This is a genomic window from Pseudomonas glycinae, from assembly GCF_001594225.2.
Lineage (GTDB): Bacteria > Pseudomonadota > Gammaproteobacteria > Pseudomonadales > Pseudomonadaceae > Aquipseudomonas > Aquipseudomonas glycinae.
The window spans coordinates 736604-762289 of the sequence record NZ_CP014205.2; the positions used below are offsets into that span (position 1 = coordinate 736604).

Consider the following 25686-nt stretch of genomic DNA (forward strand, 5'->3'; position numbering starts at 1 on the left):
TCGAACATGACTCTGAATCAGAAGTCGTTTTTTGCGCTGATTTCAGACCAGCGGCATCAACTCACACCCATGAAAAAGCCCCGGACTTTCGACCGGGGCTTTCGAGTTTCAGCAATAACGAATTACGAAGCCGAACGCATCGCGCCCTGTACCGAATCCTTCGGTTGCAGCTTGAACACGTAGAACAACACGGTCAGCAGCACCAGGAACGCCGGGCCCACATACAGCGCCACGCGAGTGTCCGGGAAGTACGCCATCAGGCCGACCACCAGCACCAGGAACGCCAGCGCCAGATAGGAGCTGACCGGGAACAGCCACATTTTGTACTTCAGGCCGGCCCGTTCGCTGGCGCTCAGGCCTTTGCGGAATTTCAGCTGGGCCAGCAGGATCATCACCCAGGTCCAGATCGCGCCGAAGGTGGCGATGGATGTCACCCAGACGAAGACTTTTTCCGGTACCAGATAGTTGAGCAGCACGCCCAGCAGCAGGGCGAAGATCGACAGCAGCAACGCCCGACGCGGTACGCCGTTGCTCGAGGTGCGAGCGAAACCGGCCGGCGCCTGACCGTTCTGCGCCAGGCTGTAGAGCATGCGACCGGTGCTGAAGATGCCGCCGTTGCACGACGACAGTGCGGCGGTGATCACCACGAAGTTGATGATGCCGGCGGCGGTCTTGATGCCCAGACGCTCGAAGGTCATCACGAACGGACTGCCCTGGGTGCCGATTTCGTTCCACGGATAGATCGACAGGATCACGAACAGCGCGCCGACGTAGAACAACAGGATCCGCCAGAACACCGAGCCGATCGCATTCGGGATGGTCTTCTGCGGGTTCTTCGCTTCACCGGCGGTCAGGCCGATCATTTCCACGCCCAGATAGGCGAACATCACCATTTGCAGCGACATCAACACACCCGTCACACCGTTGGGCATGAAGCCGCCGTGGGCCCACAGGTTGGAAATCCCCAGCGCCACGCCGTCGTTGCCGAAACCGAAGGCGATGATGCCGATGCCGCCGAGCACCATGGCGATGATGGTGACAATCTTGATCAGGGCGAACCAGAACTCGAATTCACCGAAGGCCTTGACCGCGATCAGGTTGATCGAGCCCATGCTGACCAGCGCCGCCAGCGCCCAGATCCAGCGCGGTACGTCGGGGAACCAGATGCCCATGTACACCGCCACCGCCGTGATTTCGGCGACGCAGGTCACCAGCCACAGGAACCAGTAGTTCCAGCCGGTCAAAAAGCCCGCCAGCGGGCCGAGGTAATCCTGTGCGTAACGGCTGAAGGAGCCGGCGACCGGGTTGTGCACGGCCATTTCGCCGAGGGCGCGCATGATCACCAGGATCGCCAGACCACCGATGATGTACGAGAGCATGATCGCCGGGCCGGCCATTTCGATGGCCTTGGCCGAACCGAGAAACAGACCGACACCGATGCAGGCGCCGAGCGCCATCAGGCGAATATGCCGTTCACCGAGTTCGCGTTTGAGCGGACCGCCTTGAGCGGTTTCGCCATGGGGCGGGTGATTGCCGACTGGCATGGGGACTTCCTCGTCTTGTTATTGGATGTGACCACCGAGTGTTCAAGCGTCGGCCGATAAGCCTGCGCCTGGGTAAAACCGGCCCTGCCTCGTGGGCAGGGCCGTCCCGCAGAAGCAACCTGCGGGATCAGCGGGCCGTGCAGTATAAAAAGCTTGCGACAGGTTTTTTCACTCTATAAGGCATCTGATTCAGACGTAAACCTCGACAATCTTGCGGTTTACGAGACAAATCATCCTGCATTTCGAGGATTATTCACCGCACAAATGGGCGCGGAGTATTGCACAGCAATGGTGCAACGTCATGCCGCAACCGGGTCTGAAGGTTTACTCAGATGACGCCGGCCACCGTTCTTCACAATTTTTTCACCGACGCCAACCACCGACTAAGCTTCAGACAAGTCCGATCAATCTGCGTGAATGGATCAATCGACTATGGGCGCTTTGTGGCAAACCGATTCGAGTGAAAAAGTGGTTCCGACTGAACGTGTGGATGAAGCGCCTGTCCCTGAAAAACCCCGTCGCAATCGGCACGGGTGGAAGGCTTTCTGGCTTCTGGTGGTGATCATCGCGATTGTCGTGGGCCTGGCTGCGATGAAGGAAATGCGCACCTCGCGTTTTCAGTCCCGCGAGGTCAGCCAGTACGCCGCCAAACTCAAGTACGAATTGCAACCGGGGCCCAGCGAAGCGATCCGCTATCCAGGCAACGGTCCGTTCGATCTGCGTCTGGGTTACAGCTCGCTGGACGAATTCCTGCCACGGCTGATCAAGCGCAACTACGTGATCACCGAGCAGACTCGCTTCTCCCCGGCCCTGCTCAATTACACTGACAAGGGCCTGTTCGTGCCCTATTCAGAGAAGATCCAGGCCGGGCTGTCGATCACCGATTGCCGGGCCGCGCCGCTGTATCAGTACAACTATCCGCAACAGCTGTATTCGAGTTTCGAGTCGATTCCGCCGGTGGTGGTCAACAGCCTGCTGTTTATCGAAAACCGCTTTCTGCTCGACCCCAGGCAACCGCTGGCCAACCCGGCGGTGGACTGGCCGCGCTTCGGCATGGCCGCGTGGTCGCAAGTTGCCAAGCTGCTGCACTTGCCGGGGCAGTCGGCCGGTGGCAGTACCCTGGCCACGCAACTTGAGAAATACCGCCATTCACCCGATGGCCTGACGGTGTCCGGCGCGGAGAAAATCCGCCAGATGATTTCCGCCAGCGTGCGCGCCTATCAGGGTGGCCCGGACACCTTGCCGGCGCGGCAGAACATCGTTCGCGATTATCTCAACAGCGTGCCGCTGTCGGCGGTGCCGGGGCATGGTGAGGTACATGGCATGGCCGAGGGCCTGCGGGTCTGGTATGGCGCCGATTTCAACGAGGCCAACCGAACACTCGCCAGTACCGCCACCGATCCGAAATCCATGGCGGACAAGGGCCTGGCCCTGCGCGAGATGCTCTCGCTGATGATCGCCCAGCGCCGCCCTTCGCATTACCTGACCAAGGGACGAGAAGAACTGGTCGAACTGACCAACAGCCACTTGCGCCTGCTCAAGCAGAACGGCGTGATCGACGCTGCCCTGGCCGATGCCGCGTTGGCCAGCACCATCAGCTACCGCGACTGGCAGACCCAGCCGACGATTCAGCCGATCGAAACCAACAAGGGCATCAGTGTCGCCCGCAGCCGGCTGGCGTCGATGCTCAACCGTCCGCTGTACGACCTTGACCGCCTCGACTTGTCCGCCACCAGCACCCTGCAAGGCGAACTGCAAACCCAGGCCACCACTTACCTGAAGAAACTCGCCGACCCGGCCTATGCCGCTGAAATCGGCCTGATGGGCGAACGCCTGCTGACACCCACCAGCACCACTCAGGTGCGCTACAGCTTCACCCTCTTCGAGCTGACCCCGGACGGTTCCCGCGTGCGGGTGCAGACCGACAGCACCGACCAGCCGTTCGACATCAACGAGGGCAGCAAGCTGGAACTGGGCTCCACAGCCAAGATGCGGGTGCTGACCACCTACCTGCAAATCATCGCGGAGCTGCATGACAAGTACGGGGCCATGAGCGCGCCGGAACTGAAAAAAGTCGAGGTACCGGATCAGGATCGCCTGAGCCAGTGGGTGATCGATTACCTGATCCAGAACAAGGATCACGACCTGTCGAAATTGCTCGGCGCAGCTCTTGATCGCAAATACTCAGCCAGTCCCGGCGAAGCTTTTTTTACCGGTGGCGGGCTGCACACGTTCCATAACTTTCGCAAGGAAGACAACGGCCGCCTGCCGACCCTGCGCGATGCCCTGCGCGAGTCGATCAACCTGCCGTTCATTCGCCTGATGCGCGATCTGGTGCGCTACACCACCTACTCAGGTCCCAACAACAGCGCCGAACTGCTCAAGGACGACCGCGACCCAAGACGTCAGGAATACCTCGCCTCGTTCGCCGACCGCGAAGGCACTTCGTTCCTGCTCAAGTTCTGGAAAAAGTACCGGAACAAGGACACCCAGGCCCGGCTCGACACCTTCCTCGACAGCATGCGCCCGACCCCGATCCGCATGGCCGCCGTGCACCGTTACCTGCTGCCCAACGCCAGCCAGGAAGACTTCAACACCTTTGTGCGTTCGCATCTCAAGGGCGTCAAAATCACCGAAAAACTCACCGACGAACGCCTGGAACGGCTCTATCTGGCCTACGGTCCCGGCACCTACGACCTGCCGGATCAGGGTTTCATCGCCAAGGTTCACCCGCTGGACCTGTGGATGATCGGCTACCTGCTCAACCACCCGGACGCGACGTTCAAGGACATCGTCAAGGCCAGCCAGTTCGAGCGCCAGGAAGTCTACAGCTGGCTGTTCAAGAGCAAGCACAAGGGCGCCCGCGACAGTCGCATCCGAACCATGCTGGAAATTGAAGCGTTCCTCGACATCCATCAGCGCTGGCAGAAAGTCGGCTATCCATTCGATCACCTGGTGCCGTCGCTGGCGACCGCGATCGGCAGTTCCGGCGACCGCCCCGCCGCGTTGGCCGAACTGATCGGCACCATCCTCAACGACGGCGTGCGCATGCCGACCCTGCGCATCGACAGTCTGCACTTTGCCGCCGGCACGCCCTACGAAACGAAACTGGTCAATGATCCTCACGTCGGCAAACGGGTGATGCCGTCCGAAGTGGCCACGGCGATGCGTGAAGCGCTGTCGCAGGTGGTGGACTCGGGAACGGCCAAACGTGTTTCCGGCAGTTTCAAACTGGCTGATGGAACACCGCTGACCATGGGTGGAAAAACCGGTACCGGTGACAACCGGATCGAGGCCATCGGCTCCGGCGGGCGAATTCTCAGCTCGAAATCGATCAACCGCACGGCGACCTTCGTGTTCTACATCGGCGACCACCATTTCGGCACGCTCACCGCATTCGTGCCGGGGCGTTCGGCGGAGAACTTCAAGTTCACCTCGGCCTTGCCGGTACAGGTCCTCAAGGGCATGGCGCCGATTCTGATGCCTTACCTGCAACCGGGCAGCGACTCACAGTGCCGTGCCCCGCAGAAAACGACCGTGGCCCTGGCTTCAGATTGAACCGATAGTGGGCGGTAGTTATGTGTTTTATACATATCAATATTCAATGATTAACGTATCAACCCGACACGGAGACAACAGGCATTTAAACTAATTAATCGAGACATTGAACGTTAGGCTGAGAATTCATTACTTGTTCAAGGCCTGCACAATGACAGCAACATCCACATATAAAGGGCAACATTACGATTTAATTAAATCGCGCATCGATCCGGTATTCAGGGCTATGCAATTGCATCGGGCCCGAGCCCTGGGAAAGGCGTCACTCAACCGTGAGTCATGGATGGTCACGACTCCGGATGCCGAGCTGGAACGCCTGTCCGCCGATAACCGCCGCGCCTGGGGCGCGCAGAACCGCATTGACAGAATGCTCGGGAGCCTTCAGGACGTTTATGCATTTGCCGAGCCTTTGCTGAAGAAGAAGTTGCTCGAACAGTTCAATGTCGAAGTCGATGTGAGAAATACATACGTCAGACTCTACGAGGCGGCGACAACCCCCTGGTACGTGATTGATATCACGAAAGCGTCACGGGCCCGCACCGTTTCAATGCTCGACGCCGCGCTGCACAACTTCGCGCACGATGAAACCTATCAACACTACTCGACATTCATTATCAAAACCGATGCGGCCCGCGACTTGTTCGACGTCTCGCCGATTGGCAAAACAATCAGCATCAGCCAGTTTCAGACGCTGTGCCGGGAACTGGACATCGGGGCCCGGTACAGGGCCCATCTCGAAACATTCCTGCTGAACAAGGAGCCAGTCGCCGAGACCTATCTGCGCACACGCGTCGAGCAAAGTCAGCAAGCTGCGCTGAAGGCTGCCGCCCGCATGGCGCAGATCAAAAAGGACATTGGCCCCGGTGCCTACGTGTTGATTCGCGAGCTGTTGCTGGGCCGGCAGAATCTGGTACTCGACGGTCAGGCCATGTGCGTCTGCGATCTGGGCCTGATGGACCTGACCTTGACGGGGATCGTGATCATTCGCCCCGACCCGGCACAGGCGCAACACTCTCGGAAAATGATTGCCTACGTGCCGCACGACCCCGACCACCCGCTCAAGGAATACGCTTCGACACTGGCGTTCATGGACGAGCTGACACGCCAGTTACGGGCAAACAGAACGCTGCCGTCTTCCGGTATCAGCTATCGCCAGTTTTTCAGCCAGTTTGTTGATCAGGAACAGCGCGGGCACTTTTTCGCCGGGCTCGAGCAGCGCCTGACGTATGTCAAATGGTACGCCAGGGAACCGGGGGATCCGCGACCGTCCTGGCGGGAAACCCCGGTCGAGAAACCTCAGCTGCAATTCAGCGCACCGCCGATCACAGCCCCCCTGTGGACGTATCTGTACCAGCAACGACTCAATAAAATTCTCAACGACGCGCGCGGTCTCGCAGTATCGACCGCCGATGCCGACAGCCAGGCGCGCTGGGCCTGGTGGGAGAACTTCAAGAAGATCGCCTCGGACATCTTCAATGCCGCGCTACTGGTGATGACGCCCTTTGTTCCGGGACTGGGCGAACTGATGATGGCCTATACCGCTTATCAGATCGTCAACGACGCCGTCGAGAGCGTGGTGGACATGATCCAGGGGCATTGGGTCGAGGCGGCAGAATATGTGGTGGGAGTCCTGACCGATGTCCTGCAACTGGAAATCTTTGCCGCCGGTTCTGAAACAGGTCACGCTTTGGGGCTCAAACCGTCACTCTTGGTCGAGGGAATGAAACCGGTACAGTCGTTCGACGGTAAAACCCGTCTCTGGCAGCCGGACCTCAGACCTTACGAACAACCGCAGCTGGCGCCACCGAAGACATCACGCCCCGATGCACTGGGGCTGCACAGGCATGCCGGCAAGATTGTCTTGCCACTCGAGGGCAAGCACTACGAAGTGCAGCGCGACCCGCGCAGCGGACTTCATCGGATTCGCCACCCGACACGCCCAAACGCCTATTCGCCCGAGCTGCGCCATAACGGTCAGGGAGCCTGGGTCCATGAGGGGGAAAAACCGCAGGACTGGCACGGACCCAGGCTCATGCAGCGCCTTGGTCATAGCGTTGATGGCTACACCACCGCCGAACAGGATCACCTGCGCAATATCAGCGGGACGCCGCAAGCTTCGCTGCGACGCATGCACGTCGAAAATGCCGCTCCCCCGCCCCTGCTGGCCGACACGCTCACACGCTTCAACACTTGGAATGAGGCCAAAAACGTGGGCCGGCTGATCCGCTCGGGACAGCCGCTGGATCCGGCCTCGTACTGGTTTGAACGAATGGTGCCGGACATGCCCGGCTGGCCGGCCGACAAAGCCCTGAAGGTTTATGAAAACGCCGATTTGACCGGTAGTTATCGCCAGTACGGCAACCGGCAAGCCACGGACCGGCAGACGCTCGGCATCAGCCTGGCCGACATGATGGCCGGCAAGCTCCCGGAGCGGCTCGTGAACTTTCTGGACGATACGCAAATGAAAGCGTTGCTCGGCAAGCAATACCCGAAAAACCAACGGGCACAGGTCTTGCGCAACCAACTGGCGGATATCGTGGAAACCCGCACGCCGGACATCTTCCAGTACCAGTACCGACTCAAGGATCACAACAGCGATGCCCGGGTTCAACTGCTGCAGCAGCAGTATCCGCAACTGCCTTCCAGGGTCGCTGAAACCCTGCTGACAAGAGCGACTCCCGATGAACAGCAGGTCATGCTCGAGGAGCGACGCATCCCGCTGCGCCTTAGGGACCAGGCCCGGGAAAGCGCTTTTGAGGTCAGCGCTGCGCGCGCGGCTGAAGGCTTGCATGAGCCGGCACTGAGGGGGCCCGACACCGAACGCCTGACCCTCAATGCCCTGAAGTTTCATACCGACACGTTTGCCGATTTACGCATCGATGTGCGCGAAGGCACTTATGACGGTCCGCTACGCTGCAGCGCAGGCAGTACAGAGGCCACGACCCGACGTGTGTTGATCAGGGACGAACATGGCCAATATGAAGTGCGCGACGGCGCGAACCATAAGCTGCACGAGGGCGGCGACTTGTATGAGGCCATCCTGCAGGCGCTGCCTGCTGACAAGCGCGCGGCCCTGGGCTATCGCACCGGGCAGGGAGAAATGTTCAGGCAATGGGTGATGGCCAAAACCCAGGCGCCCGCCGAGCGCAGGACATTACTCGCCCGGCCCCCGATCCGCCCGGTCGTACCACTGGAAACCGAGTTGCTGCTGCGCGGAGGGGGACTGTCCAGAGAGGCCCGGACCGTGGAAGAAAAAGTCAGGAACCTCTATCCGCATTTCAACGAAAACGAAGTAGCGGCTTTCAGCCGATCGCTGCATGCCAATGGCGATCCTCATGCGCATATCGATCGGCTTGAACGCGAGCTCAAGACGTTGAAGCAGGAACTCGAACAGTGGCGACAACGCTACCTGAGCAATTGGGATCCCGATGCCGCCGATACCAACCTGCCTCAAGGCTACTGGGACTATCATCGCAAGGGCGGACGCTTCATTGCCGACCGGCTGCTGGAGTGTTTCGAAAGAAAGTCCGAAGTGTTCGGCGAGCGCTCCACGAGCCTGGAGAGCGGCTATGCGCTGGATCTGTCCAAGGAGTTTCTAGCCCATGACCTTGAACGTTGGTGGCGGGAGATGCCGAGCGAGCTCAAACCCTGGCTCGAACAGGTCACGACCCTGAACCTGGATGGCTCACGGTTCTCCCCGGCACCGAACGGTCTGCTCAAGGACTTTCATCATCTGCGCCAGTTCAGCGCCAGAGGCTGTGGATTGCCCGCACTCCCTGAAAGCGTCGGCAAGATGCGGCTGCTCGAGACACTGCGCCTGAACGACAATCAGATCCGGTTGACGCCTCCCGCCCTTGAGCAACTGCGTAATCTGACACGCCTTGAAACCCTCAGGCTGGATGACAACCCTCTGGGCACGCCGCCGAATATCGAGCGTATGCCCAGACTCAAGGTGTTGAGCCTGGTGAACGCCCATATCGACACCTGGCCCGAGGGGCTGTTTGCGAAGGCCCGGCCTCGAGGCTTCTTTCTGGACCTGCGGATGAACACGATCAGGGATGTCCCCCAGGTACCTCTGGGCTCCAATGAAGCGCAGCTGATTGCACGCTCCCGACTTCACGGGGATCGGTTGTCGTCGTCCGCGCGCGCCACGTTCGAGGCGTACAGAACGTCGGTGGGCAGGGCCCCTCACGACACCTATTCCACTGTCGCCGATGACCTGCTCGAACGGTGGCCCGTCTCTGTCGACACATCTTTTATGGAAGAAACGGCGGGCGTGGGTGCCTACCGGGCGGAAGCCTGGCATGCGGTGGCCAGCGAACCCGGTTCCGACGGATTTTTCAGGGTTCTGCAAGACCTGACCCGTTCCGCCGATTACGAGCAGGGGGGAGAGGCGCAGGACCAGTTGACCGACCGTGTATGGCGAATGATCGGTGCCATGGACATCGATACGCCGCTGCGCGAAGACCTGTTCCTCATGTCGACCGATCCTGAAGGCTGCGAGGATGCCGGCGCCCAACTGTTCAACAACATGGGCGTCAAGGTACTTGCCTCCGAGGCCCGCTCGTTTTCCACCCACCGCGCGGAACTGGAAAGCAAGCTGGTAACGCTGGCCAAGGGCTCGGCGCGCCTTGGACAAGTCGGCGAAATCGCCCGGGCAGACATCCGGGCGCGCGAGGGCAACCCCGATGAGGTCGAGGTGCATCTGGCCTATGAAACCGGTCTGGCCAAACGCCTGGAACTGCCCTGGCAGTCCGAAGCCATGAAGTTTCGCCCGGTCGCCGGGGTCGATGACGCGACCATCGACCGTGCGTACGACACAGTGATCGAGCGCGAGACAGGCGACGGTCTGGTCAACCAGATGATCGAGCAGCCGTTCTGGGAAGCGTACTTGCGTGAGACCTGGCCTGGAGAATTCGAAAGCAATAAACGTGTTCACCTGGAAAAATTCGATCTGCTGGAGGATCTGCGCTCGGCCCAGGAGGACTGGGTTCGTTCGGCACAGCTGCCGCCGGAACAACGCTATCTGCGCAGGCATGCCCTCAGTGAGCTTGCCCGCAAACTGTCCGTACCCGAGGAGGAAGTCTTCACACCAGAACCGATGAGCGACCAGACCTACGAACGCTTGCTGCGAGACATCGGCTATCAGGAGAAGGAACTGAGCAGAAGGCTGACTCGCGAGGCCATGAGCCGGGCGAGGATCTGAACCTCGCCACGCCCTGAAGGCAGCTGCCTTCAGGGCGTGGCACAGGCGCGACCTAGACCTCCGAATCCCAGATCACGGTGATGTTACCGGCATACCGTCTGGCCTTGCCGGGTTGCAACATCTGCTCCACGTAGAACGCCGGTATTTCAAAGTGTAAGGTGCCCGCCGCCCGCTCCAGAAAGCGCTTGGGTTGAAAGATCGTCCCCTGCGAATCGTCCGTCAGAGGCCTTTGTCTGACCGGTTGACCGGCCATGTCGGTGATGCCGTGAGGCAGGCTCACGCTGAGGTAGACCTGCGGGAACGTCGAGCCGGTTTCGGTATCACGCAGGGCACAGGCCCCGATACCGCCATACTCGCACTGGAAGAACATCTTGAATTTCGAAGAGGCGGAAATGTTGAAGGTCTGATCCCGGAACAATCGTGCAGGCCGGCGTCCTTCCTGAAGCCAGGCCTGCCAGCCGCCCTGCGGCACCAGTTCGATCCTATTGCCGCCCGGCGGCAGGGCGACCTTGAGTACATGCTGGACATCCAGTACGAAGCGAAAGGTCAGGCTCGAATTGTCCGGCAGCATGTTGTCGCCCATGTCAAAGTCGCCGCCAGGCGCGATGGAATAATTCAGTTCCCCCGTGTACAGCCCCGCCGACATGACCAAGGGATCGGGGGTGCGCAGTTCGTAACCCAGATCCAGGTAGTCGTAGGTCATCCACGGAATGGAGAAGGCTGCTGCCTTGCTGCACGCCGAATCGCTCGGGGTCCGCCAGAAAAACGTATAACTGTCAGGCCCGTAGGTGGCCATCGCGCCATGCTGACAGGAGCCGGGCGCACCTCCCCATGAGCCACCGACCCACAATCGATTGTGTCCCTCCAGATCGTTCGAGGCACCCGTCAGATCGGTCACGGTGTCGCTCAGGACATATTGCGATCCAAGGGCTCCGATCCGGATTTCCACGGGATGCGACTCCCCCGTCACCACATTCGAGACGTTCAGACTTCGCCACTGCGCTGGCGCCTTGAGCGTCGCCCCGGCCCGTTCGGGCGCTCCGGGTTCGATGGCGTGGATTGCGGAAAAACGCAGTGGCAACCGTAGACCGGACAGGTTGTAGGCCTTGCAATCATTGACGTACGTGGCGCAATAACCACTCTGCGGGGTCTGGTTGATGAATTGATTGTTTTGCGGATTGGCGGGATCGGGAATGAAACTGGCGCGAATCTCTTGAGTGACCGCCAGCGCCGAGGACGAAAACACTCCTGCGAGCACGTGAACAAAAAACCATCCTTTACCGAACGTCCTGACTGTTCCAAAGCTGAAATCCATTGACCCTTCCTTGCACTGAAAGCCGTGGTGAATGCTTGAGGTTGTCCTTCAATTACCCCGCCGGAGCTGCCGCGCTGAACATGATGTTGACGGTGCCGTAGTAATCACCCGGCTTGTAGCCTCCGGCCTGCTCCCTGGGCTCGATCTCCAGGGGCACCCGCACGCCGAGCTTTGCCTCTTCGGCCGACACCACTTGCAGCGGGAACGGATTGTTGGTGAGCTCCTTGCCGTTGAATGTCACCCGCAAATTGATGTTTTCCCGAGAATCGCGGCCATTGGTCAGGTAGGGAAAACTCTCCAGGCGTGCTTCTATGGCACTGCTGTCATGTTTCACATCAAAGTTGCGACGCAGCGTTCCCAACTTCGAAGTGTGCACATTCCAGTGCAGGCGCTGTTCACGATGTATCCAGTCCGGCTCGCTGGGAATGACATAGAAGTTCAAGGTGGGAATATCCACCGAAACGAAGAATTCGATCTCCTCGCGCGCGGCGAATGCCCAGGTGCCCGTCAACGCCAGCCCGCTGGCTGAGGTCAGAGCGATCCATTGTCTGATCATTTTCCGATACCCGTTACTTGCATGAATGAAGAGCAATTGCCTGTGCCTCGGACGCTGTCACCCGGCGACACGCAGGTTTTTCTTCGCCTCACCTTCGACCAGAATGAAGCGGTATTCACGTCCCGGTTTCTTCTCGAACTCGAATGACTTGCCCGCCATGACATGGTGCTTGGTGGTTGGCTCGCAGTCGGTTTCATCGGTTTTCGAACAACTCTTGAACTCATCGATCACCACCACCGTATTGCCGTTGTTACGCACCTTGTAAGCACCGGCACTGTCTTCGATCACGCTGTCGAAACGCGCATTGGCCGGACGCACGAAGAAAATGGTGCCGAAGCCGGCCATGACGTTCACGCCCGCCGTCAGCGTCTTTTTGTAGTCCTCGCGCTCTTCCTGAGAGACCGCGAATTCGTCTTCCTTTTCCGGCACCACCGGCACGAACCGCACCCGGAAATAACGCTCCTTGTCCCGCTCGCCCATAAACAGTAAACGGGTGCCCTGCATGCCCTGGGCCGGAATGATCAAACGGGCCGGGCTGGCCATCAGACCGTCCCGCGCACTGGCATCGGCCTGGACTTTCACGGGCACTTCGGAGGATGTGCCATCGGCGTTGTAAATGATTTCCAGCACATTGATCTTGACGAATGCCGTGCTGTCACCGCTGTTGTAGACACGTTTCAGATACGTGCTTTTATCACCGGCCAGATAGTCGTAGACGACGCCGATATTGATGTTCGGACCGGCGTAAGCACTTTGAAAAAGCAAACCTGCCACCAGCAGAGCAACGAGTTGTTTCATCAGCAGAACCTCGATTTGAGTACAGTGACTCGATCAGATTTCCGAATCCCAAATCACCACGACCGTACTGGAATACCTGTTTCCACGATCAGCCTTGAGTATTCGTTCGGTGTTGGCCTTGTCGATTTCGAAATGCAGGGTTCCGGGCTTGCGATCGACATAGATTCCCGGTTGAAAAACGATGGCCCTCGACTCCTGCGGGAACAGTTCCTGTCGCTTGACTGGCCGTCCACTGGTGTCGGTCAAACCGTTGGGCAGGGTCACACTGACGATGATCGGTGTGCCGTAGTTGGTCCCCTCATTCCATAATCCACAGGCTGTTACCGTTCCGGAGCCGCACTCCAGGTACATCTTGAATCTGGAGCTGGCCGAGATGTGGAAGGTCTGGTCGCTGAACAGGCGTTCCGGGGCCCGCCCTGAGTTCAACCAGCGCTGCCACCCGCCCTCGGGTTGCAAGGTAATCCGGTTGCCACCCGGTGGCAGATCCACCTTCAGTGTGTGCTGTACGTCCAGCACGAAATCCAGCGTGAGGTTGCCGTCATCCGCCCCCATGAACGGCCCCATCGTGAAATCGGCGCTGCCTCGACCGACGCTGTAGGTCAACGATCCGGTGTACAACCCGGACGACATGCTCAAGGGATCAGGCGTGCGCAACTCATAGGCGATATCGAGGTATTCGAAGGACATGTGCCCCACGTCGAACGCAGCCGTCTTGATGCAGGTTCCCGGCTGAGGTGTTTTCCAGAAAAACTGGTAAGTGGTCGGGCTGTAATAGCCAACGCCGCTGTACTGGCATGGCGGCGGCGCGTATACCCAGGAATTGCCGGTCCACAACTTTCGATGCCCCTCAAGCACATCGGTCTGTCCCGTCAGTTCGGTGACCGGTTTACTCAGTTGAAACTTCGACCCGATACCGCTGATACGGACTTCAACGATGCTCGTTTGCTGAGTTTCATGATTGATCACGTTCAACTGTCGCCATTCGGACGGCACTTTTACCCACACGCCGTTACCCGAAAACATGGGGGTGAAGGAGCTGAAGCGAATCGGCACCTGAATACTGAACATGTTGTTGTCCGCGCATTGGGCCGGATGACTGGCGCAATAACCACTGTTCGGCGTCTTGTTGATGAACACGTTTTTATTGGGTTGCGACGGATCGGGCTGGAACAGCGCCCGGATCTCCTGGTTTGCCGCGTGCGCACCTGATGTGCCCAGCACGCTCAGCAAGCCCAGCCAACAGGCTGTTTTTTTCATCGCTCAGCCCGCCTTCTGATCGGTGAATGTGGCATCGGCCAGGGTGTCGGGGCTACAACGCAGGTCACCAATCATCAGCACGTTGTTCTCCACTCGCCCCTGTTGCGGATCGAGGCGGAACTGGCACAGCAACTGGTCCGCGTAGCGAACCTCCAGCGTCGGAGAACCCTCGTTCATTTCCATGGAGAAGAACCCGTCCACTTCGCTCACTCCGCGGCTGGCGTGATTGATGACGTGATGCCCCTTGAGCGGTCGCCCCTGAGGGTCGAGCAGACGGCCGAGCACGGTCAGGGTTTTCATCACCTTCACCTTGCGATACTCCACGCCGCCCTTGTTCAAGTGATAACGGGTGCGCGGCGGTTCGATGGACGCTGCCGGCACGTCGTTGCCTTCGAAGTCGAAGCTCACGGAACTGTTCTTGTAGGCCGTGAGGGGAATGAAGTTGCGTCCCGGCCGCAGGGCTGCGCTGCCACCACTCAAGTCGTCGGCGCGCAAAGCGATGCCATCGATGTCGGACTCGACATCCACGATCATTCCCGCCCCTCGCCCCTGATGCTGGCTGGTCATCACGATCTGCTGCCCACCAATCGCTACGGTGCTGTCGAGGTTCAGCCCCCCGGTGTAATTGCCGTTGTAGGAAGAGCGCTGAACGAAACCATCGCCGTTGATACTGTCGGTGCTGAAATATGCCTGGCCGTTCAGACCGACTCCGTAGGTGTCGGTGATGAGCGTTGCCGCCACGCTCTGCAGCGCGTGACCTTCAAGGGTTTTGCGATAACCCAGAGAAGCGTTGTTATCACGGCTGCCATCGCGGGCCGTGCGGGTGCCGATGCTGCCGGAAATCTGCTGACCCGGACCGCCGAGCGCCACGTTGAGGCTCAGATCGATGCCCCGGTTGCGTGCATCGCCACTGCTGTAACTGCCGGGACGGTCGAACACTGACAGACGCCAGTTCGAGTCACTGCCAAACACCGTGGTGCGCTGGGTCCAGCCCAGGTCGACACCGATGCCCTCGACGTTACCCTCGCTGTGAGCCACCCGGGCGTTGATCGAACTGTTGCGGCTGAGACGATGATTGAGCGCCAGCGATGAATTGCTGGTCTGCCCGACGAACACATTGCGCTGACGAATGCGTGTGCCGTCAGGCAAGGTGTCGTAGGTGTCAGTGGTGTCCAGCCAGCTGCGATTGTGACTGATCACCAGACTGCCCGAGCCATAGTTGTACAGGCCTTGCAGGTCGAGACCGGTGCCATGGTCCTCGGTCTGATAGAAATTGGCATACAGGCTGATGCTGTTGGCCAGGGTCCAGTCGACGGAAGTGCCGTATTGCAGCTTTTCCCGGACTTGACGCGCCGACAGCCCGAGGATGACCCGCGGGTGCAGCAAGTAGTTGAGCGAAGCCCCTGCGGTTGCGTCGCCACTGGCCTGTTTGTCCCAGTTGCTGAGCAACTTGGTCTCCTGACCGGCAAACAGGTTGTAGCGCCAGCGCTCGTCGGGGTTGCGCCAGTTGTTCGGCTTGTAGACCAGCTCCTGGGTGGTCGAGGTTGTCTGGCCGTCTTCGATCAGACGCACCTCCACTTCATAAATGCCCCCGGGCAAGGGCCGGGTGTCGAGGGTCTGCAAACCGGCGGGCACCGACTGGGTGTTGATGAGCAGTCCGTCGCGGTAGATTTCCACCGACGCCTGACGGTTGGCGGTGACATAGATCGGGTAGACGCTGGGGTTTTGCAGGTCGATCGCCAGGCTGTCGGAACTGCCGTACATCACGCCCACAGTGGTATCGGGGCTGGTGCCAAAGGAACGCGGCTGACGGGTCAAGCCTTCCGACGTGGGGGTGAAATAGCCCAGGCGCAGAAAACTGCCTTGCAGTTCGCGTTGCGTGTGCAGCTCGTAGACCGCGTGATAGAGCTGGTCGTCGGGGCCACCCAGGCGGGCCAGTTGCATATTGAACGTCTGGCTCCAGTTGCCCAGGCTGCTGCTGGCTTCGAGGCCGAAACGCCCACCCAGATCCTGCTCCTGACCGCCATTGAGATTGAGCTGATTACGCACGATCAAGCCGGTGCTGCCCTGATCCGGCTGGTCGTAAAAACGCTTGGCCTCGGTGTCGCGTTCGGCATTCTCGGTGAGGATGGAAACCAGCGAGTTTTCCAGGTTGTAGTGCACCGCCAGCATTTGCTCGGGGCATTGACCGGTGCAGGATCCCAGCGCCACGCCGGGTTTGAGGTAGCTTGCCCATTTTTCCCGTTCGACGGCGCCGAAACGGTTTTCGCTGGTATCGGTGAAGTCGAGCAGGGTCAGGCGGTCATCACGAGACAGCACGATCATCGCCTCGCCCAGCGGCTGCTGATCGAGTTCGACCCGAACAGCCAGGGGGACATCAAAAAAGTGCTCCTCGAAGTCTTTCGGCAAGCCTTTGGCCTGCGCGAGCAAACTACGCGGTGTCGTACCGACAGGTTCGGGAGCCGCTACTGCGCCAGCACACAACAACAGCGCAAACGCAGCCGCGACGGGGGTCATCGGGAACATGAACACGGACTCTGATGGCGATCGGAAAAAGTCCGGCTGACAGACATTCGCGTCAGCCAGCCGGCTTTTGTTACTTCAAGGGTTAGAGCGCGGCGCCGACGGGAGGAACAGCGTCGAACATCATGGTGACTGCGCCGGTGTAATCGCCCGGGGTGAAGTTGGTGCCGGCGGCGGTGATGCGCAGCGGTGCACGGTAGTTCACATCGGACTCGGCCTCGCCAACAACCATTTGCGGGGTCTGGGTCAGAACCTTGTTATTGAACTCGACTTTGAGATCAATGATGCTTGAGCCGCCGACCAGTTTCGGCACGCCTTCCAGATAGCCATGAACCGAACCGTTGGTGTTGCGCACATCGAAGAAACCTTCCACGGGTTTCATGGTTCCGGTAATCGGGCTGAAGCTCATGTCCTGATCCTTGTTGACCAGGTCAGCATCCGTTGGCACCACATAGAATCCGTTGGTCGGTACATGGGCGACCAGGCTGATGGAGTGACGTGCTTCACCGGCAGCGAAGACCACGGAAGAGCTCAGAGCCAGAACAGCCAGTGGGGCAGCGAAAGCGATTTTCTTGAACATCGGTCAGTACCTGTTTTCTTTTAAAGGATCGAAGCGTTGAACCTTCAAATCATTCACGCCGACAGGGGCTGTGTTGACATGAAGTTTCAACGCCGGGGCATGATCGACTGTTCACTCCGGAATGTAAGCAGGCAACTTCCCACAAACTTGTAGTTAAACCAGCTCATGACCAGAAAGAAAAAACGCGATATTTTCGACATTCAAAATAACGACTGTCAGTTTAACCCTACATACAGTTTCATATAAAAAACCACACAGCAATTCCAACTAATCAATGCGGGGATAATTGCACTTTCCAGAGCATTTACTCAATCATTTATAGAGTTTCAACTTTAACTTTCCGGTCATTGATACAGATATTTCTCAGTGTTACAGACGCTCGAAATTCGCCTTCAGATCCGCCCACCGCTCGTCAGGGGGAAGGCACGCTCAGTGAAAAAGCCCTTGCCCGCAGCAAAAGATATATCTTAAGTTGTATCTAAACACGACGAGAGAACACTGAAATGAGAGACCATCATTCCCCCCACCGCGAGCATGGCGACAGCCGTGACGGCTTCGAAAAGCGCCATGGTCGCGAACGCGGCGGTCGCGGCCCGCGTGTATTCGCTCCGGGCGATCTGAAATTGCTGCTGCTGGCGCTGATCGCCGAGCAGCCGTGCCACGGTTACGACCTGATCCGCCAGATCGAAACCATGTTCGACGGCGCCTACAGCCCCAGCCCCGGCGTGATCTACCCGACCCTGACATTCCTCGAAGAGAGCGAAATGATCACCGGCGACGCCGAGGGCGGCAAAAAGCGTTACGCAGTGACTGATGTCGGCCGCCAATCCCTCAGCGAACAAGCGGTGGCGCTGGACGGCGTGCGCATGCGCATCGACGTCAGCAAGCGCTCGCTGCGCGGCCACGACCGGCCGCCGGAAATCCATGAAGCGGTGCACAACCTGCGCCACGCCCTGCAAATGCACCACGGGCGCTGGAGCCCGGAAGAAATCCTGCGAGTGCGCGACCTGCTCAACGACACCGCCAAAGCCATCGTCGACGGCCCCGCCGTTCAACCTGCCCCGGAGAAAGCCGAATGACCGCAGTCGATACCCAAACCATTCACCGCGTCATGCATGAAATCAAACGTCGCCGCCTGGAAGTGTTGCGGGTGGTCGACCTGACTCCACGCATGCGCCGCATCACCCTCGGCGGGCCGGAACTGGCAGGTTTCATCAGCCTCGGCACCGACGATCACGTCAAACTGCTGTTCCCGCAGAACGCCGAACAGGCCGCCGCGCTGGAAACCCTGGTGCTCGGCGCCGGCAAGAGCGACGTGCCGATGCCCGAGATGCGCGACTACACCCCGCGTCGTTATGACCTGGACAAGCTTGAACTGGACATCGATTTCGTCCTGCACGGCGACGGCCCTGCCTCGACCTGGGCCGAGCAGGCCAAACCGGGGCAGTTCCTGCACATCGGCGGCCCGCGCGGCTCGATGATCGTGCCGGACATCTTCGACAGCTACCTGCTGATCGGCGACGAAACCGCCCTGCCCGCCATCGCCCGCCGCCTGGAAGGCCTGGCGGCCAATCGCAAGGCGCTGGTGGTGATCGAAGTGGAGAATGGCAAGGAGCAGCAAACGCTGGAAAGCGCGGCGCAGGTCAACGTGATCTGGGTGCTGCGCGAAGGCGGCAAGGACAACCTGCTGACCACTGTCAAACAATTGCAGGTGCCCAAGGGCAATCTTTATGCGTGGGTGGCGACCGAGACCAAGGTTTCGCGGCAGATCCGCCGGGTGCTGCTCGATGAACACGGACTCGACGAGAAGTTCGTCAAAGCGGTCGGTTACTGGCGCGCAGAAGGCTCCGAAGAAGAGTGAATACGAGCGGCGGCGCTGCTAAAGGCGCCGCCCCTGCCAGCGATCAATCCCGATCACCAGCAACGCCATCAGCACAAACCCCAGCAGAATCCCCCCGGCATTGACGAACACCTGTGGATAACCCAGCAGGGCCACGTCAATGAACGGATACGCGTAAGCCCCCAGCAAATGCCCGCGCAACAGCGCATAGGCGAAGTACACCAGCGGATAGATCAGCCAAAGCGGCAGGTGCTTCAGACGCAAAGAGCCCTTCGGCACACACAACCACCAATAAGCCAGAAACAGCAGCGGCATTACGTCGTGGAGCAATTCGTCAGCGATAAACTGCCAGCCCTGCGGGTGCCACAGATGTCGCAGCAGAATGCTGTAGGCCAGTCCCACTACGGCAATGCTCACCGCGATACCACTGCTGACCCAGGGTTGCAGAAACCAGCGCCGCGCGGTGGATTCACGATCGGCCACCGCGCAGGTCAGCACCACAGCCACCAGGGTGTTGGTGAGCACGGTGAAATAACTGAAGAAACTCACCAGCCCGCCCAGCAGACTGGCGCCGACGCTCAGCCGGGCGAAGAAAATCAGGTACAGCTGAATTCCCAGCCCGGCCCAGCCCAGCACCGCAACCGAAGTGATCAGGCGTCGCCGCAAGACGGCGTTCATCTCAGAGCGGACGCTTGGTGCGCATCAGTTTCACGTACAGCCGCTCGACTTTCTCCCGCGCCCACGGCGTCTTGCGCAGAAAGGTCAGGCTCGACTTGATGGTCGGATCGCTCTTGAAGCAACGGATGTCGATGCGCTCGGCCAGGCCCGACCATTCGTAGTGGGTCACCAGCGCATTGAGGATCTGTTCGAGGGTCACGCCGTGCAGCGGATCGGGGTTGTGGTCGTTCATGCCGGGCCTTTGGGCGAAGTAAAAATGCAGAAGCCGCGCACCTTAGCCGAGGGCATGGGCGGGTGGAAGGCCTTGGATTAAATGTAGGCCAACCGGAGAAGATCGCAGCCTGCGCCAACGCCTGCAATGCGCTGTATTGCCGCACTGTTACCGAATCCGAAAGGGTTCATGTCAGCAAAAGCCCTTTGTGTTTTTGTAACAGGACATTATCCTGCCGCCCTTCTGCTGAACCGCTTCACTGCCTGCGTCAAATCGTAGCGGCCAGTTTATCCCCCAAAAAAGATCAAGAAAGACCCAATTCATGCCCGATTTTCCGTTCTCCCGAGACAGCGCTATCTCAACCCTGCGCCTGATCGGCGGCTGCACCGCCCTTGGCCTCGCCACCTGCACCCAGGCCGCCCCGGCCTTCGACAGTGAATCACCGTGGATGCTCGGTGACTGGAACGGCACCCGCAGCGAACTCGCGGCAAAAGGTATCGACTTCAAGCTCGACTACACCGGCGAAATGGGCAGCAACCTGCACGGCGGCTACGACCACGACCGCACCGCGCGCTACAGCGACCAATGGGGCCTCGGCACTCATCTGGACCTGCAAAAACTGCTCGGCTGGAACGACGCCGAATTCCAGTTGACCGTGACCAAACGCAGCGGCAACAACATCAGCAACGACCGCATCAACGACCCGCGCGTCGGAGGCTTCACCTCGGCCCAGGAAGTCTGGGGCCGTGGCCAGACCACCCGCCTGACGCAGATGTGGTACCAGCAGAAATTCTTCGACCAGAAGCTCGACATCAAGGTCGGCCGCTTCGGTGAAGGCGAAGACTTCAACAGCTTCCCGTGCGACTTCCAGAACCTGGCGTTCTGCGGCTCGCAGGTCGGCAACTGGGTCGGCGGCATCTGGTACAACTGGCCGGTCAGCCAATGGGCGCTGCGCGTCAAATATCACCTGACGTCAGAGCTGTACGCGCAAGTCGGCGCCTATGAGCAGAACCCGTCGAACCTTGATCGCGGTAACGGCTTCAAGCTCAGCGGCAGCGGCACCCAGGGCGCAATCCTGCCGATCGAACTGGTGTGGAAGCCCAAGCTCAACGGCCTGCCGGGCGAATACCGCGCCGGTTACTACTACAGCAACGCCAAGGCTACCGACGCCTATAAAGACAGCAACGGCCAGCCGGCAGCCCTGAGCGGCGAAGCCTATCGCAGCGCCTCGAGCAAACACGGCGTATGGCTCGGCGTGCAGCAGCAGATCACCAGCGTCGCCAGCGACAACTCCCGCGGCCTGAGCGTGTTCGCCAACGGCACCATGCACGACAAGAAGACCAACGCCATCGACAACTACGTCCAGGCCGGCCTGGTCTACAAAGGCCTGTTCGACGCCCGCGCCAAGGACGACATCGGTTTCGCCCTGGCCCGCGTCCACGTCAACCCGGCCTACCGCAAAAACGCCGAAGCGACCAACCAGGCCCGCGCCGTCTACGACTACGACGATCCGTCGTTCCTGCCACCGCAGGACACCGAATACAGCGCCGAACTCTACTACGGCGTGCACGTCACCAACTGGCTGACCGTGCGCCCGAACCTGCAATACATCCGCCATCCGGGCGGTGTGGACAAGGTCGATGACGCACTGATCGGCGGGATCAAGGTCCAGTCGTCGTTCTAAAAGAACGACAAAGAAACCTGTGGGAGCTGCGGTGCGACGATTCGACTTGCCAGCGATAGCGGTGGGTCAGACAGCAGATATGCCGGCAGATAGATCGCCATCGCTGGCAAGCCAGCTCCCACAGGGATCGAAGAAAAATTCGATAGCAAGACAAGTTTTTATCTGAACCATGCCCACGCCAAATCGTCATCTAAAGTGACTACAGCGCGGGACTACATAAACGTCACGGAGAATCACACTATGAGCACTGAAGGTGCTTCGAGTCGAAGCCGTCTTCTGCCGAACCTGCTCGGCATTCTGCTTCTGCTGATGGGCCTGGCCATGCTGGCCGGGGGAATCAAGCTGAGTACGCTCGGCGGCTCACTGTATTACCTGCTGGCCGGTATCGGCATCACGCTGACCGGCATTCTGATGCTGATGCGTCGTCGCGCAGCATTGGGCCTGTACGCCATCGTGCTGTTTGCCAGTACCGTCTGGGCGCTGTGGGAAGTCGGCCTGGACTGGTGGCAACTGGTGCCGCGTCTGGCGCTGTGGTTTGTCCTCGGTTTCGTGATGCTGCTGCCGTGGTTCCGTCGCCCGCTGCTGCTCGCGGGCCCGGCGCCGATGGGCACCGGCGGCCTGACCGTGGCCGTGATTCTGGCCGGCGTCACCGCCCTGGCCAGCCTCTTCACCCACCCGGGCGAAATCTTTGGCGAACTGGGTCGCGACACCGCCGACACCACCAGCACCGCGCCAGCCATGCCTGATGGCGACTGGCAGGCCTACGGCCGCACCGAATTCGGTGACCGCTACTCGCCGCTGAAGCAGATCACCCCGGCCAACGTCGGCAAGCTGCAGGAAGCCTGGCGCATCCAGACCGGCGACCTGCCGACTGCCGATGACCCGGTGGAGCTGACCAACGAAAACACCCCGCTCAAAGCCAACGGCATGCTCTACGCCTGCACCGCCCACAGCAAAGTGCTGGCGCTGGATCCGGACACCGGCAAGGAACTGTGGCGCTTCGACCCGCAGATCAAGAGTCCGGTCGGCTTCAAGGGCTTCGCGCACATGACCTGCCGTGGCGTGTCGTACTACGACGAAGCCGCGTACGCCAAGTCTGAAAACGCCGCGTCCGCTGTCATCTCCGAGGCCGGCAAAGCCGTCGCCCAGGCCTGCCCGCGTCGCCTGTACCTGCCGACCGCCGATGCCCGACTGATCGCACTCAACGCCGACACCGGCAAAATCTGCGAAGGCTTCGGCAATAAAGGCGTGGTTGACCTGACCCAGGGTATCGGCCCGTTCACCGCGGGTGGCTACTACTCCACCTCGCCTGCCGCGATCACCCGTGATCTGGTGATCATGGGCGGCCACGTGACCGACAACGAATCGACCAACGAGCCATCGGGCGTGATCCGCGCCTTCGACGTGCGTGACGGTCACCTCGTGTGGAACTGGGACAGCGACAAGCCAGACGCCACCGAGCCTTTGGCGCCGGGCGAAACCTACAGCCGCAACTCGGCCAACATGTGGTCGCTGGCCAGCGTCGATGAAAAACTCGGCATGGTTTACCTGCCACTGGGCAACCAGACTCCTGACCAGTGGGGCGCCGACCGCACCCCGGGCGCCGAGAAATTCAGCGCCGGCGTCGTGGCTCTGGACCTGGCCACCGGTAAAGTGCGCTGGAACTACCAGTTCACCCACCACGACCTGTGGGACATGGACGTCGGCAGCCAGCCAACCCTGCTGGACATGAAAACCGCCGACGGCATCAAGCCTGCGCTGATCGCCCCGACCAAACAGGGCAGCCTGTACGTCCTCGACCGTCGCGACGGCACGCCGATCATCCCGATCCGCGAGATCCCGGTTCCGCAAGGCGCCGTGAAAGGCGACCACACCGCCCCGACCCAGGCCCGTTCGGACCTGAACCTGCTGGCCCCGGAACTGACCGAAAAAGCCATGTGGGGCGCCAGCCCGTTCGACCAGATGCTGTGCCGCATCCAGTTCAAGGAACTGCGCTACGAAGGCCAATACACGCCTCCGTCGGAACAGGGCAGCCTGATCTATCCGGGTAACGTCGGCGTGTTCAACTGGGGCGGCGTCTCTGTCGACCCGGTTCGCCAGATGCTGTTCACCAGCCCGAACTACATGGCCTTCGTCTCGAAAATGGTGCCGCGCGAAAAAGTCGCCGCCGGCAGCAAACGCGAGAGCGAAACCGCTGGCGTGCAACCGAACACCGGCGCGCCATACGCGGTGATCATGCACCCGTTCATGTCGCCACTGGGCGTACCGTGCCAGGCCCCGGCCTGGGGCTACGTCGCCGGTATCGACCTGACCACCGGCAAAGTCGTCTGGAAACGCAAGAACGGCACCAGCCGCGACAGCTCGCCAATCCCGATCGGCTTCACCCTGGGCGTGCCAAGCATGGGCGGCTCGATCGTCACTGCCGGCGGCGTCGGCTTCCTCAGCGGCACGCTGGACCAGTACCTGCGCGCCTACGACGTGAACACCGGTAAAGAACTGTGGAAATCGCGCCTGCCTGCCGGCGGCCAAGCGACCCCGATGACCTACACCGGCAAGGACGGCAAGCAATACGTCCTGCTCGTTGTCGGTGGTCACGGCTCGCTGGGCACCAAGATGGGTGACTATGTGATTGCGTACAAACTGCCGGAATAAGTTTTAGCGGCGGTAAGGAAAAAGGCGATGCCCTGTGAGGGGTGTCGCCTTTTTTTGTGGGCTGCGGTTTTTAAACGGGGTGTTTATGTCCTACAGACGGGGTTTTGGCGGGGGATGTTTCTGACATGTCGCGTCGGTTGTGGCTCGGAAATGGGGTGGATAGGCTTTGGGGGTCGCTGAAACATTCAGCGAACGGGCTTCGCAGTCCGCTCAACTCACTTGGTGCATAATCGCCACCCCAAACTGAAGTGCCTCGGTACTTTTCGTTTGCTTATGGTGGCTGTGCGCGGGATACCTTCGGGTATGCCGGAGTTTGCCAAGTGATCCGGTCTGCGAACCCGCGCACAGCTGCCACCCTCCATCGCTTCGCAGCGATTCGTGGTAGCTCAATTTGTCACTTGGAGTTCCACCATGAAAAAGCCAACACCGAATCCCCCCGAATCAAACGACACCTCACCCTACGAATCCGCCGATTCGAAGAAACTCCACGAAGCCGCCGAACGCGCGCTCGACCACCATTTCAATCCGATTCCAAAAAAATGCCCCGGCCGCCGACCGAGCCAGATGTTCCAGATCTCGCCAGACATGGACGATGAAAGCCTGTTGGCCCATGCCTGTGAGTCCCTGGCTACAGCAAGCGTCATGGCCAGTGATGTAGCGGCTTTTGTCGATACGCCGCAGCGGCATCGGATCCTGGGGATTCAGCAGGTGATCATGCTGGCGGAACTGGCGGTGAATCGGGTGCTGGATAACGTCGAAGTACAACGTTACCCAACACACAGCTAAGCCGCCCTGACAAAATCGACTGCCAGCCACAAACCGCATTCGCTGGCAGATCGACTGGGACGCAGAGCGTCCCGGGCTGCATTCCCACGCAGAGCGTGGGAACGATCAAAGTCGCCCTGACGGAATCGACTGCCAGCCACAAACCGCATTCGCTGGCAGATCGATTGGGACGCAGAGCGTCCCGGGCTGCATTCCCACGCAGAGCGTGGGAACGATCAAGTTACAGCCATGCGCGGGAGGGCCTACGCCCTGCCAGGTTCCATTCCCCGGTCGACCAACCCGCGCATGGCTCCCCAAAAAACAGGATGAGCGTTAGCTCGACAAAGCTCTTGATCTTGATCCACCCGTCCCTTCGGAAGGCTGAGTGGAGGTGTTCATCCGGGGATTGGCGCGCAGCGCCGTTTGGCGAAGCCGAACTCATCGACGAAGTCGATGCCCCCGGAGGGACGCCGGAGCGAAGGAACCCGAGCCTGCGAGGGCCGAACGCCGGGACGAGCC

16 protein-coding genes are annotated in these 25686 nt (G+C 60.0%); 7 read left to right on the forward strand and 9 right to left on the reverse strand.

The features are described 5' to 3' along the window. Positions 1-122 precede the first annotated feature (122 nt). The gene (locus AWU82_RS03335; protein ID WP_011335773.1) at positions 123-1544 is read right to left on the reverse strand and encodes an amino acid permease; all 1422 of its coding nucleotides are present in this window, start codon (positions 1542-1544) and stop codon (positions 123-125) included. A gap of 432 nt (positions 1545-1976) precedes the next feature. Between AWU82_RS03335 and AWU82_RS03340 the strand changes: the two genes are divergently transcribed. Next, positions 1977-5102, forward strand: a complete 3126-nt coding sequence (locus tag AWU82_RS03340; RefSeq protein ID WP_064383877.1) for a transglycosylase domain-containing protein — start codon at positions 1977-1979, stop codon at positions 5100-5102. 283 nt (positions 5103-5385) lie between these two features. After that, complete coding sequence (locus AWU82_RS03345; protein ID WP_084777067.1) at positions 5386-10308, forward strand: NEL-type E3 ubiquitin ligase domain-containing protein; 4923 nt, start codon at positions 5386-5388, stop codon at positions 10306-10308. 52 nt (positions 10309-10360) lie between these two features. Here AWU82_RS03345 and AWU82_RS03350 read toward each other — a convergent pair whose 3' ends face one another. From AWU82_RS03350 to AWU82_RS03375, 6 genes are all read right to left on the reverse strand, one after another. Continuing rightward, the gene (locus tag AWU82_RS03350) at positions 10361-11623 is read right to left on the reverse strand and encodes a hypothetical protein (RefSeq protein WP_064383879.1); all 1263 of its coding nucleotides are present in this window, start codon (positions 11621-11623) and stop codon (positions 10361-10363) included. A 52-nt stretch (positions 11624-11675) separates the two neighbouring features. After that, on the reverse strand, positions 11676-12179 hold the full coding sequence (locus tag AWU82_RS03355; RefSeq protein WP_064383880.1) for a CS1 type fimbrial major subunit: 504 nt from the start codon (positions 12177-12179) through the stop codon (positions 11676-11678). Between the two features lie 57 nt (positions 12180-12236). After that, the gene (locus AWU82_RS03360) at positions 12237-12977 is read right to left on the reverse strand and encodes a hypothetical protein (RefSeq protein WP_064383881.1); all 741 of its coding nucleotides are present in this window, start codon (positions 12975-12977) and stop codon (positions 12237-12239) included. 33 nt (positions 12978-13010) lie between these two features. Continuing rightward, positions 13011-14234 carry a hypothetical protein gene (locus tag AWU82_RS03365; RefSeq protein WP_064383882.1) on the reverse strand — a complete coding sequence of 408 codons (1224 nt, stop codon included), beginning with the start codon at positions 14232-14234 and terminating at the stop codon, positions 13011-13013. Between the two features lie 3 nt (positions 14235-14237). Then, positions 14238-16760, reverse strand: coding sequence for a CS1-pili formation C-terminal domain-containing protein (locus AWU82_RS03370; protein WP_064383883.1), 2523 nt, complete (start codon positions 16758-16760; stop codon positions 14238-14240). An 82-nt stretch (positions 16761-16842) separates the two neighbouring features. Next, the gene (locus AWU82_RS03375; RefSeq protein WP_011335783.1) at positions 16843-17337 is read right to left on the reverse strand and encodes a CS1 type fimbrial major subunit; all 495 of its coding nucleotides are present in this window, start codon (positions 17335-17337) and stop codon (positions 16843-16845) included. 503 nt (positions 17338-17840) lie between these two features. Here AWU82_RS03375 and AWU82_RS03380 point away from each other — a divergent pair. Both AWU82_RS03380 and AWU82_RS03385 read left to right on the forward strand, forming a co-directional pair. Then, positions 17841-18416, forward strand: a complete 576-nt coding sequence (locus AWU82_RS03380; RefSeq protein WP_064383884.1) for a PadR family transcriptional regulator — start codon at positions 17841-17843, stop codon at positions 18414-18416. Then, positions 18413-19198, forward strand: a complete 786-nt coding sequence (locus AWU82_RS03385; RefSeq protein ID WP_064383885.1) for a siderophore-interacting protein — start codon at positions 18413-18415, stop codon at positions 19196-19198. The genes AWU82_RS03380 and AWU82_RS03385 overlap by 4 nt, the downstream gene beginning before the upstream one ends. A gap of 18 nt (positions 19199-19216) precedes the next feature. On the opposite strand, the gene AWU82_RS03390 is transcribed toward AWU82_RS03385, so the two are convergent. Both AWU82_RS03390 and AWU82_RS03395 read right to left on the reverse strand, forming a co-directional pair. Then, positions 19217-19855, reverse strand: coding sequence for a Pr6Pr family membrane protein (locus tag AWU82_RS03390; protein WP_064383886.1), 639 nt, complete (start codon positions 19853-19855; stop codon positions 19217-19219). 1 nt (position 19856) lies between these two features. Further along, on the reverse strand, positions 19857-20087 hold the full coding sequence (locus AWU82_RS03395; RefSeq protein ID WP_007956650.1) for a VF530 family protein: 231 nt from the start codon (positions 20085-20087) through the stop codon (positions 19857-19859). A gap of 301 nt (positions 20088-20388) precedes the next feature. Here AWU82_RS03395 and AWU82_RS03400 point away from each other — a divergent pair, with 301 nt between their 5' ends. From AWU82_RS03400 to AWU82_RS03410, 3 genes are all read left to right on the forward strand, one after another. Beyond that, complete coding sequence (locus tag AWU82_RS03400) at positions 20389-21750, forward strand: carbohydrate porin (protein ID WP_064383887.1); 1362 nt, start codon at positions 20389-20391, stop codon at positions 21748-21750. A 240-nt stretch (positions 21751-21990) separates the two neighbouring features. After that, positions 21991-24402 carry a glucose/quinate/shikimate family membrane-bound PQQ-dependent dehydrogenase gene (locus AWU82_RS03405; RefSeq protein ID WP_064383888.1) on the forward strand — a complete coding sequence of 804 codons (2412 nt, stop codon included), beginning with the start codon at positions 21991-21993 and terminating at the stop codon, positions 24400-24402. 411 nt (positions 24403-24813) lie between these two features. Continuing rightward, positions 24814-25188, forward strand: a complete 375-nt coding sequence (locus AWU82_RS03410; protein ID WP_064383889.1) for a DUF6124 family protein — start codon at positions 24814-24816, stop codon at positions 25186-25188. Positions 25189-25686: the final 498 nt, after the last annotated feature.

Bases quoted from the DNA above. Each gene is read 5' to 3' on its own strand.
- AWU82_RS03335 (WP_011335773.1), bottom strand. From the start codon at position 1,544: ATGCCAGTCGGCAATCACCCGCCCCATGGCGAAACCGCTCAAGGCGGT.
- AWU82_RS03340 (WP_064383877.1), top strand. From the start codon at position 1,977: ATGGGCGCTTTGTGGCAAACCGATTCGAGTGAAAAAGTGGTTCCGACT.
- AWU82_RS03345 (WP_084777067.1), top strand. From the start codon at position 5,386: ATGGTCACGACTCCGGATGCCGAGCTGGAACGCCTGTCCGCCGATAAC.
- AWU82_RS03350 (WP_064383879.1), bottom strand. From the start codon at position 11,623: ATGGATTTCAGCTTTGGAACAGTCAGGACGTTCGGTAAAGGATGGTTT.
- AWU82_RS03355 (WP_064383880.1), bottom strand. From the start codon at position 12,179: ATGATCAGACAATGGATCGCTCTGACCTCAGCCAGCGGGCTGGCGTTG.
- AWU82_RS03360 (WP_064383881.1), bottom strand. From the start codon at position 12,977: ATGAAACAACTCGTTGCTCTGCTGGTGGCAGGTTTGCTTTTTCAAAGT.
- AWU82_RS03365 (WP_064383882.1), bottom strand. From the start codon at position 14,234: ATGAAAAAAACAGCCTGTTGGCTGGGCTTGCTGAGCGTGCTGGGCACA.
- AWU82_RS03370 (WP_064383883.1), bottom strand. From the start codon at position 16,760: ATGTTCCCGATGACCCCCGTCGCGGCTGCGTTTGCGCTGTTGTTGTGT.
- AWU82_RS03375 (WP_011335783.1), bottom strand. From the start codon at position 17,337: ATGTTCAAGAAAATCGCTTTCGCTGCCCCACTGGCTGTTCTGGCTCTG.
- AWU82_RS03380 (WP_064383884.1), top strand. From the start codon at position 17,841: ATGAGAGACCATCATTCCCCCCACCGCGAGCATGGCGACAGCCGTGAC.
- AWU82_RS03385 (WP_064383885.1), top strand. From the start codon at position 18,413: ATGACCGCAGTCGATACCCAAACCATTCACCGCGTCATGCATGAAATC.
- AWU82_RS03390 (WP_064383886.1), bottom strand. From the start codon at position 19,855: ATGAACGCCGTCTTGCGGCGACGCCTGATCACTTCGGTTGCGGTGCTG.
- AWU82_RS03395 (WP_007956650.1), bottom strand. From the start codon at position 20,087: ATGAACGACCACAACCCCGATCCGCTGCACGGCGTGACCCTCGAACAG.
- AWU82_RS03400 (WP_064383887.1), top strand. From the start codon at position 20,389: ATGCCCGATTTTCCGTTCTCCCGAGACAGCGCTATCTCAACCCTGCGC.
- AWU82_RS03405 (WP_064383888.1), top strand. From the start codon at position 21,991: ATGAGCACTGAAGGTGCTTCGAGTCGAAGCCGTCTTCTGCCGAACCTG.
- AWU82_RS03410 (WP_064383889.1), top strand. From the start codon at position 24,814: ATGAAAAAGCCAACACCGAATCCCCCCGAATCAAACGACACCTCACCC.